We start from the raw sequence: 9,663 nt of genomic DNA on the forward strand, positions 1-9,663 counted from the left end.
TCCTGCGGATAGGTGAGGGGATTACTTGTGGCCGAGTTCGGCGCAGCTGCGCAGCGCGGCGGTCGAGGCCGGCGCCACGCGCAGCACGGTGAACAGGTCGCTGCTGTCCTTGGGCGCTGGCTTGGCTGCAATCACCAAGACCGACTGCACCGATTGGTGGTCGCAACCGCGATAGAACTGCGGGCCCTTGTAGGTGTCGTATTGCAGCTTGGCCAGCTGGTCGACCACCTTCTCGGTGTCGCTGGTGTTGGCTTCCCTGACCGCCATCAGCAGGGACTTGACGGCCGAATACGCCATCGAACCGTAGTCGGACGGCAGCGCGCCGTTGTTGGCCGCCTTGTAGCGCTCGTTGAGCGCCCTGGCCGCCGGGATGCTGTCCTGGATCTGCCAGTAATACGAACTGCCGCCGATGACGTCCTTGTACACATTGGGGCCGGCGGCGATGCGCGAGGTATAGGTCAGGATCGGCGTGACGAAGCGGATCGACTTCTTCAAGCCGAAGTCGCCGGCCTGTTTGATGGAAATCTGGTTGTCGCGGCCGAAGTTGTTGAACACCAGGATGTCCGGCTTCATCGCCATCAGGCGCGGCAGGAAGGTCGAGAAATCGGTGGCGCCCAGCGGGTGCTTGATTTCGCCCACCACGGTGGCGCCGACTTCGCTGGCGACGCGGGTGAAGCCGCGCGTCATTTCCTGGCCGTAGGCGTAGTCGGCGGTCAGGAACGCGATGCGCGCGCCCTTGGTGAAGGCATACTTGCCCACCGCCTGGGTGGTCATGTGCGGATTGAGCGACTCGTGGAAGGTGTAGCGCGAGAAGTCGGCCGCCTCGTTGATGGCGTCCGACTGGCTGATCGAAATGTACAGCACCTTGCGCTGACGGGTGACGTTGTTGACCGCCAGCTGGGTGGCGGCCGACAGGCTGCCGACGATGAAGTTGACGCGGTCTTTCTCGATCAGCTCCAGCGCGCGGGTGGCGGCCTCGGCCGGGTTGAGCTTGTCGTCGCGCACCAGCAGTTCGGCCTTGCGGCCGTTGAGGCCGCCGGCGTCGTTGAATTCCTTGATGGCCAGTTCGGCGTTGCGGACCTGGTCCTTGGCTTCGGCGCCGTAGGGGCCGGTCAACGGCACCGGCAGGCCGATGCGGATCGGCACGGTTTGCGCGTGGACAGCGGCCGAGAGGGTGGCGGCCAGGGCGAAGCAGGTCGCGCCAGCGAGCGGGCGTAGTGGGTGCATGGATGTCTCCTGTGTTTTTTAGTGAGCGGTTGATAAATAATCGAATGTACAGACCGCCATGTCAAGAAAATCTTCAATTTTTCTTCTTGCTAGTTATCGATCGATAACTTATATTGAGTCAAACATCACCAACAATGGAGGAGCACATGGGTATCAGAAAACTGGGGCATTACTCGATCCGCACCGGCGACCTGGAGGCGTCGCGGCGGTTCTACACCGAGATGCTGGGACTGCGCGAAGGTTTCCGCCCGCCGTTCAAGTTTCCCGGCATCTGGTTGTACGACAGCAACGATGAAGCCGATTTCGGCGTGGTGCATATCATCGGCATCGACGCCAACGATCCGCAGGGCCTGAAGGACTATCTGGGCGACAAGGACGAGGCCAGCCTGTTCGGCACCGGCGCGGTCGACCACGTGGCCTTCCTGGCCACCGACCTGGCGGCGATGCGCGCCAGGCTGCATGCGCGCGCCATGGATTACACCGAGCGCACGGTGCCGTCGCTGGGGTTGTACCAGGTGTTCATCACCGACCCCAGCGGCGTGACCATCGAGATGAATTACCCGCACGACGAGGCGCGCGCCCTCGGCCTGGCGTAACCACACAACGGAGGAGACCATGAAACGTGTAACGATTATCGGCGGCTCGCTCGGCGGCCTGTTTGCCGCCAACCTGCTGCACCGCTCCGGCTGGGACGTGCAAGTCTACGAGCGGGTCAACGAACAGCTGGCCGAACGCGGCGCCGGCGTGGTGACCCACCCGGAGCTGTTCGAGATCCTGGCGCGCATCGGCATCACCGACGACAAGATCGGCGTTGAGGTGCCGTCGCGCATCACGCTCGACCACGGCGGCGCCGTCATCGGCGAACATCCCCACCCGCAGATCCTGACGGCGTGGGGCCGCCTGTACGCGCTGCTGCGCGCGGCGCTGCCGGAGCAGCGCTACCACTGCGGCAAGCATCTGGTGGACGTGACGCCGGCGCCGGGGCTGGCCAAGGCCCATTTCGCCGACGGCACCACGGTGGAGGCGGAACTGCTGATCGCCGCCGACGGCATCCGCTCGTCGGTGCGCCAGGTGCTGGCGCCGGCGATCGCGCCGACCTATGCCGGCTACATCGCCTGGCGCGGCCTGGTCGAGGAGCACACGCTGAGCGCCGCCACGCACCGGCAGCTGTTCGGCCACTTCGGCTTTTGCCTGCCGCCGCGCGAGCAGATGCTGGGCTACCCGGTCGCCGGCGCCTTCAACGCGATGGAGGCCGGCCAGCGCCGCTACAACTTTGTCTGGTACCGTCCGGCCGACGAGGCCGAAGTGCTGCGGCTGTCGACCGACGCCGCCGGCCACGTGTACGAAAAAGGCATTCCGCCGCCGCTGATTGCGCCCGGCGTGATCGGCGAGATGCGGGCGGCGGCGGAACAGACGCTGTCGCCGCAGTTTGCCGAAGTGGTGGCGCGTACCGTGCAGCCGTTCTTCCAGCCGATCTACGACCTCGAGTCGCCCAGCCTGGTGTACGGGCGCGCGGTCTTGCTGGGCGATTCGGCCTTCGTCGCCCGGCCGCACTGCGGCATGGGCGTGACCAAGGCGGCCGGCGACGCGCTGGCGCTGACCGAATGGCTGAGCAAGCTGCCGGTGGACGCGGCGCTGGCCGCTTACTCGGCCGAGCGGGTCGCCTACGGCAACCGCATCGTCGCCCATGCCCGCCACCTGGGCGCTTACATGCAGGCGCAACTGCGCACCGAGCAGGAAGTGCGCATGGCCGAACGCTACCGCACGCCGGAAGCGGTGATGCGCGAAACCGCGGTGCCGCCCGGCGCGCATCTTGTCGACGCCTGACGGCCGGCGGCGCCTGTCCTCGGGCGAGCGCGAGCAGCAGATTGTGCGGCAAGCCATTGCTTACTTCGCGAACCACGGCTTTGCTGCCAGCACGCGCGAGCTGGCGCGGGAGCTGGGCGTGTCCCAGCCGCTGCTGTACCGCTATTTTCCGAGCAAGGAGGCGCTGGCCGAACGCGTCTTCCGGGACGTGTATGTGTCGCGCTGGAATCCGGAATGGGACGCCTGGCTGGCCGATCGCAGCGTGCCGCTGGGCGTGCGCGTGCGCCGCTTCTACCGGCAATACGCCAGCGTCATCCTGACCAGCGACTGGATCCGGATTTTCATCCAGGCCGGGCTGACGTACGAGGGCATCAATGTGCGGTATCTGGCGCGTCTGCGCGAGCAGGTGTTCGACGTGGTGCTGGCCGAATTGCACCATGAATGTCAGGTGGCGGCGCCGACGCCGCAGCAGCACCAAGACGAGATCGAATTCATCTGGGGGCTGCATGCGGCGATTTTCTATATCGGCGTGCGCAAATGGGTGTACCGGCTGGACGTGCCGGAAGAACTCGACCGGCTGGTCGGGCGCCAGGTCGAGGACTTCATGACCAGCGCGCCGCTGGTGCTGCGCCATTTGCGCCAGCCGTAATCAGCGCTACAGCCCCAGCACGCGACGGGCGTTGCCGCCGAGGATGGCGGCCTTGTCGGCGTCCGACAGCGCCGGCGTGTCCAGCACGCGCTTGACCGGCTGATCGGCCCACGGGAACGGGTGATCCGATCCCAGCATCACCTGCGAGACGCCGACCTGGCGCACCAGGTTGGTCAGCGCTTCCGGCGTGAACACCAGACTGTCGAAGTACAGCTGGTTGACGTAGTCGCCCGGTTTCTTTTTCAGCGCCGGCCCATGGGCGCAGGCGCCCGGGTTGACGAAGCAGCCATGGTCCATGCGCGCAGCCGAGGTGGGCAGGTAGCCGCCGCCGTGCGCGCTGCAGATTTTCAGCCGGGGATACTGGTCCAGCACACCCTCGAAGATGAAGTGCTGCAAGGCCACCGTGGTTTCGAGCGGATAGCCGATCACGTTCGCCATCCAGCCGTTGCCGGCGAAATGCCGCGCCATTTCCGGCGTGCCGGTGGGGTGGATGAACAGCGTGGCGCCCAGCGCCTCGGCCTTGGCCCAGACCGGATGGAAGCGCGGGTCGGCGAACGGCACGCCGGCCACGCTGCCGCCGATCGCCGCGCCGCGCAAGCCCAGCTTGCGCACCGCATGCTCCAGTTCCTGCACCGCCAGGTCGGGGTGTTGCAGCGACAGCGAGGCGAAGGCGGCGAAACGGTCGGGCCTGGCAGCGCACAGCTCGGCCAGCTTGTCATTTTGCAGGCGCACGATGCTGGCCGACAGCGCGCGCGGCTGCTCGTACCAGAAGGGGTTGATGCTGAGCACCTCCATATCGACACCCTGCGCATCCATGGCGGCCAGCCGGTCGGCGATCACCACCACATTTTCCTGGCCGCCTTTCATGGTCTTGGGATACAGCGAAAACACGTCCATGCCGATCAGGGCCAGCGCGGCCGGAATCATGCAGTGGGCGTGGACGTCGATGGTCTTGACCGCTGCGCCGTTGAGCATCAGCGGGGCGCCCGGCGGGGCGCCGGCATCGGGTGCGCGCAGCGGGCCGTGCGCGCCGCAGCCGACCATGACGATGCCGCCGACGCTGGCGGCGCCGTGCTTGATGAATTGTCTCCTGCTTGTCATTGTGCTTTCCTGGTGGTTGTAAGAGTGCATTAATAATAGATCGATCAATTATGGCGTGGCGGCGGTTTTTACTGTTTGCTGCGTAAACGAGACAAAAATTGCGCGCCATCGGGTTTATGTTTCCCAATTCAAATTATCGAACGATAATTAAACCTCATATAAAATCGGAGGCGATATGAAATTTCCTGGTATTCCGGCGGCGCTGGCGCTGCTGCTGTCGGGGGCGGCGTCGGCGCAATCGTCGGTGCAGGTCTACGGCGTGCTGGACATGTGGGCCGGCCGCTCCGAGACCAGCGCCGGCGGGCCGGCGTCGAGCGTGGTCAACAGCGGCGGCCTGCAAACCTCGTACTGGGGCTTCGGCGGGGCGGAAGACCTCGGCACCGGGCTGAAGGCGATCTTCGCGGTGGAAGGCTATCTGCTGCTCGACACCGGCACCGGCGGCCGCACCCCCACCGACGCGCTGTTCGCCCGCAACGCCTATATCGGCCTGCAGGGGGCGGCGGGCGAGCTCAAGATCGGGCGCGTGCTCAATCCGCTGTTCGTCGCCACCGCGCAGTCCAATCCCTTCGGCGGCTCGATCCGCCTGGCGCCGCTGCTGGCGCAGGTCTGGTCGATTCCGATGGGACGCACGGTGTATGGCGACACCAGCTGGGATAACGCGGTGGCGTACACCACGCCGGTGGCCGGCGGCTTCAAGCTGGCCTCCATCATTGGTCTCGGCGAGACCCGCTCCGGCACCCGCACCAACAACCTCGGCGCCACCGCCACCTTTGAGCGGGGGCCGTGGATGGCGACGTTGACGGCGCAGCGCGTGCGCGTGGGGCCGGGGCTGGCGACGGTCGGCGAGTCGGAACAGCGCACCTATTTCGCCGGCGGCAGTTACAACGCCGGCGCCGCCAAGCTGTTCGCTTCGTGGAATGCCGCCGTCAACCAGGTCGAACCGGGCCGCGGCCGCACCGCGCAGGCCGGGGTCGCGGTTCCCGCCGGGCCGGGCAGCATTTTGCTGTCGTGGGCGCAAACCCGCAACAGCGGGGCGCCGGTCGCCGATACCCGGCGCGACACGGGCGCGCTGGGCTATCAGTACTTCCTGTCCAAGCGTACCGAGCTGTATGCGGTGTTTCAGAATGACAAGCTGAGCAGCGCGAGCCTCGGCAAGACCTACGCCCTCGGCATGCGGCTCAAGTTCTGAGCCGCATGCCGTCAGCCGCGCCTCGTCAGCCGCGCCAGGACAGGGCGGCGGGCGCTTCGCCCCGCTCGGTGTTGAGCAACTCGGCCAGCGCCTTGACGGTCTGGCGCTTGTAGACGGTCTTGCAGGCGTCGCGGATGGCCTCGCCGGCGCTGGAGGCGGCGCAGGCGGCGGTCGCGTACATGGTCAGCGGGGTGCGGCCAATGAGCAGCGGCTGGCCCACCGCCGCCATCGTCAGCTGCATCGACTTTAGCGTGAACACCAGCGCCGAGCGGATGAAGATGACGGCGTCCAGCCGGCCGACCCGCAGCATCTGCACGCTCTGGCGGTAGGAATTGGTGTCGTACTTGATGATGTCGGTGGAGGCGGCGAATTCCGTGGCGTATTCGGCATTACGCAGGCGGCCCACGACTTTGCCCTTCAGGTCGGCCATCGCGCGCAGCGTCGTGCCGGGGCGGCCGACGACCACGATGTCCTCCATCGACAGCGGCGCCAGCCGCACGGCGCCCTGGTCCAGCTGGTCCGCCTGCAGCGCCACCATCAGATCGACCTGGCGGCGCGCCAGCAGCATGGCGCCGCGCGGATAGGGGAGCAGCCGCAGCTGCAAGCCGACGCCGCTCAGCGCCGACAGCGCCTCCGCCGTGTCGATCAGGATGCCGGCCTGCCCGCCGTCGGCGGTGGTGGCGGCCCAGGGCATCAGTTCGATCAGCGCCAGCGACAGCGACAGTGGCGGCGGCGGCGCGCCGCGCGCCGTCAGCGGCAGGCCCAGCAGTGCAGCGGCCAGGCCGAGCGACAGCTCCCTGCGCAGTGGGTCGACGCTGTCTGCGGCATTCGGTATCTGGTGCATGGCCCTGTCCTCGCAATTGTCGGCGGTATCCTCTCAATATAGTTGATCAAACGATTAATTAAAGGCGACATTGCGTCTACGTGGGAGGGCCGGTCGCGCTCCATGGCGGATTTTCTTGTACCATGGCCCCATATCGGATACGGAGGGCCCGTGGGACTGAATAACTTTGGCGAAATTGCGACCTTCATCGCGGCCGTCAACGCCGGCAGCTTCAGCGTGGCGGCGCAGCAGCTGGGCGTCACCCGCTCCGGCGTCGGCAAGAGCATCGCCCGGCTGGAAGAGCGCCTGAATGTTCGTCTGATAAACCGTACCCCGCGCAGCCTCAGCCTGACCGACGACGGCGCCGCCTTCTTCAAGCGCTGCGTGCAGCTGATGGACGACCTGGAAGAGGCCGAACTGGCCATGGCCGAACGCAGCGGCGCGCCGCACGGCCGGCTCAAGCTCAGCCTGCCGCTGGCGCTGGGGCACGCCCACGTGCTGCCGGTGATCGACGGCTTCCTGGCGCAGTGGCCGACCTTGTCGGTGGAGGTCGGCTTCACCGACCAGTGCGTCGACCTGATCGACGAGGGCGTCGATGTCGCCTTGCGGGTCGGCGCGCAGCTGCAGGATTCCGAGCTGATCGGCCGCACGGTGGCCCAGCAGCGCATGGTGCTGTGCGCGGCGCCGGCCTACCTGGCGCGCCAGCCGGCGCCCGCCGCGATCGCCGACCTCAAGCAGCACCAGTGCTTGTTCTACCTCAGCGGCGGCAAGCCGCAGCCATGGGTGTTTTACGACGACGAGCTGGAAGTCGAGTTCAGCGCCGCCAGCCGGCTGGCCATGAACAGCACCGAAGCGCTGCGCCTGAGCGTGCTCGACGGCGCCGGCATCGGCAACCTGCCGTCCTACCTGATCGAGGAGGACCTGCGCGCAGGACGGCTGCAGGCGTTGCTGCCTGGCCACAAGCGGCCGCGCATGCCGATCCGCGTGCTGTACCCGACCCGGCAGCATCTGTCGCCCAAGGTGCGGCTGTTCATCGATGCGCTGATCGCCGCCTAGGGCGACGTGCCGCCGTGGGAGCGCGACCTGCCCGGCGTTCCGCCCAGATAGCGGCAGCCTGCTGTTGTCCATGCAAAACGCGGCGCCAACGCCTCGGGCGCCAGGTCGCCACTGTCGCCGCCGTGTAGACATTTTGTCGCCGCCGACCGCTTGATAATGATCGACTGATCAATTAAGGTGATCAGATGCCACCGCCGGTGGCGCGCCGCTGTCTAAAAAAGGGGATGGTATGAAAAAGATCACGTTCAAGCAAAAGCTCTGGTTGCCGCTGGTGGCCAGTCTGGTGTGTCTGTGTGCGATTTCAGTTTTCCACATCATGGAGGCGCGTGAGCTGCGCTACGCCGAACGCAAGGCCGACCTGGCCGACGTCGCCAAGGCGGCCCTGACCATCGTGCAGGGGCTGGCGGCCGACGCCGTAGCCGGCAAACTGAGCGAGGCCGAGGCGCAGACCCGCGCCAAATCCGTCCTGAAAAGCATCCGCTACGGCGAGGACGGTTATCTGGTGATCATCGGCATGGACGCGCGGCCGATCCAGAATCCGGCGCGCCCCGACAACGACGGCAAGGATCTCAGCGATTTCACCGACCCCAACGGCTTCCACGTGTTCCGCGAAATTTCCCGCACCGCCTCCTCGGCGGCCGGCGCCGGCTACCTGTCGTATTTCTGGCTGCGTCCGGGCAGCGCCGAACCGTCGGAAAAACTCAGCCGCATCGTCAGCTTCAAGCCGTGGGGCTGGGCGCTGGTGACCGGCCTGTATGTGGACGACATCAACCAGGCGTTCTACGCCTCGCTGCAGAAAGTCGCCCTGATGGTCGGCGCCGTCTGCCAGCTGCTGTCGGCGATCGTGGTCGCGGTCAACCGCAGCCTGCACCGCACCCTCGGCGGCAGCCCGGAATACGCGGCCGAGATGGCGTTGCGGATCGCCGCCTAGGACCTGAGCGTGGCGGTGCGCACCGACGCCGGCGACCGCACCAGCCTGTTGTCGGCAATGAGCCGGATGCAGCACAATCTGGCCGGCATGATCGGCGAGATCCGCGGCAGCGCCGAAACCATCGCGGCGGCCTCGTCGCAGATCGCCTCCGGCAACCTGGATCTGTCGAGCCGCACCGAGCTGCAGGCCGGTTCGCTGGAAGAAACCGCCGCCTCGATGGAGCAGCTGACCCAGGCGGTGGCGCAGAACGCCGAGCATTCGGCCGAGGCCAACGCGCTGGCCCAGGCGGCGGCCGGGGTGGCGCAGCGCGGCGGCCAGGCGGTGACCGAGGTGGTCAGCACCATGGCCGCCATCAACGCCAGCGCCACCCGCATCGAGGCGATCATCGGCACCATCGACGGGATTGCCTTCCAGACCAATATCCTGGCGCTCAACGCCGCCGTCGAGGCGGCGCGCGCCGGCGAGCAGGGGCGCGGCTTCGCGGTGGTGGCGACCGAGGTGCGCAGCCTGGCCCAGCGCAGCGCCGCGGCGGCCAGGGAAATCAAGGGTTTGATCGACGACGCCGTGCGCAATATCGGCAACGGCACCCTGATGGTGGAGCGGGCCGGCGCCACCATGGGCGAGGTGGTCACCAGCGTCGACCGCGTCACCGGCGTCATCGCGGCGATCAGCGCGGCCTCGGCCGAGCAGCGCACCGGCATCGGCCACGTCAACACGGCGATCACCGAAATGGATAGCGTGACGCAGCAGAATGCGGCGCTGGTCGAGGAGGCCGCCGCCGCTGCGGCCAGCCTGCGCGACCAGGCGGGATCGCTGTCGGCGCTGGTCGGCAGCTTCCAGCTGGAACCGCAGCCGGCGACCCCGGCGGCGCTGGCGGCCGG

10 protein-coding genes are annotated in these 9,663 nt (G+C 67.1%); 7 read left to right on the forward strand and 3 right to left on the reverse strand.

What is annotated here, in order from left to right:
• Positions 1-21: 21 nt before the first annotated feature.
• The gene (locus GTP55_RS27970; RefSeq protein WP_161048049.1) at positions 22-1,227 is read right to left on the reverse strand and encodes an ABC transporter substrate-binding protein; all 1,206 of its coding nucleotides are present in this window, start codon (positions 1,225-1,227) and stop codon (positions 22-24) included.
• Positions 1,228-1,373: 146 nt separating this feature from the next.
• Between GTP55_RS27970 and GTP55_RS27975 the strand changes: the two genes are divergently transcribed.
• Genes GTP55_RS27975 through GTP55_RS27985 form a run of 3 tightly spaced genes read left to right on the forward strand, consistent with a single transcriptional unit; the run spans position 1,374 to position 3,682 of the window.
• Entirely contained in the window at positions 1,374-1,823 is a 450-nt protein-coding gene (locus GTP55_RS27975; protein ID WP_161048050.1) for a VOC family protein, read from the forward strand.
• Between the two features lie 19 nt (positions 1,824-1,842).
• Complete coding sequence (locus tag GTP55_RS27980) at positions 1,843-3,054, forward strand: FAD binding domain-containing protein (protein ID WP_161048051.1); 1,212 nt, start codon at positions 1,843-1,845, stop codon at positions 3,052-3,054.
• Entirely contained in the window at positions 3,041-3,682 is a 642-nt protein-coding gene (locus tag GTP55_RS27985) for a TetR/AcrR family transcriptional regulator (protein ID WP_202423897.1), read from the forward strand. The genes GTP55_RS27980 and GTP55_RS27985 overlap by 14 nt, the downstream gene beginning before the upstream one ends.
• A 6-nt stretch (positions 3,683-3,688) precedes the next feature.
• Here GTP55_RS27985 and GTP55_RS27990 read toward each other — a convergent pair whose 3' ends face one another.
• Complete coding sequence (locus GTP55_RS27990) at positions 3,689-4,783, reverse strand: amidohydrolase family protein (protein WP_161048052.1); 1,095 nt, start codon at positions 4,781-4,783, stop codon at positions 3,689-3,691.
• A 175-nt stretch (positions 4,784-4,958) separates the two neighbouring features.
• Between GTP55_RS27990 and GTP55_RS27995 the strand changes: the two genes are divergently transcribed.
• The gene (locus GTP55_RS27995; protein ID WP_161048053.1) at positions 4,959-5,972 is read left to right on the forward strand and encodes a porin; all 1,014 of its coding nucleotides are present in this window, start codon (positions 4,959-4,961) and stop codon (positions 5,970-5,972) included.
• Positions 5,973-5,997: 25 nt separating this feature from the next.
• Here GTP55_RS27995 and GTP55_RS28000 read toward each other — a convergent pair whose 3' ends face one another.
• Complete coding sequence (locus tag GTP55_RS28000) at positions 5,998-6,816, reverse strand: substrate-binding periplasmic protein (RefSeq protein WP_161048054.1); 819 nt, start codon at positions 6,814-6,816, stop codon at positions 5,998-6,000.
• 150 nt (positions 6,817-6,966) lie between these two features.
• Between GTP55_RS28000 and GTP55_RS28005 the strand changes: the two genes are divergently transcribed.
• From GTP55_RS28005 to GTP55_RS30235, 3 genes are all read left to right on the forward strand, one after another.
• A complete protein-coding gene (locus GTP55_RS28005) occupies positions 6,967-7,851 on the forward strand; it encodes a LysR family transcriptional regulator (RefSeq protein WP_161048055.1) in 885 nt (294 codons plus the stop codon).
• A gap of 229 nt (positions 7,852-8,080) precedes the next feature.
• Positions 8,081-8,782, forward strand: coding sequence for a cache domain-containing protein (locus GTP55_RS30230; protein ID WP_202423898.1), 702 nt, complete (start codon positions 8,081-8,083; stop codon positions 8,780-8,782).
• Positions 8,783-8,791: 9 nt separating this feature from the next.
• On the forward strand, positions 8,792-9,663 hold an 872-nt coding region (locus GTP55_RS30235), incomplete at its 3' end, for a methyl-accepting chemotaxis protein (RefSeq protein WP_371868471.1).

Source organism: Duganella margarita (genome assembly GCF_009857535.1).
Classification (GTDB): Bacteria; Pseudomonadota; Gammaproteobacteria; order Burkholderiales; family Burkholderiaceae_D; genus Rugamonas; species Rugamonas margarita.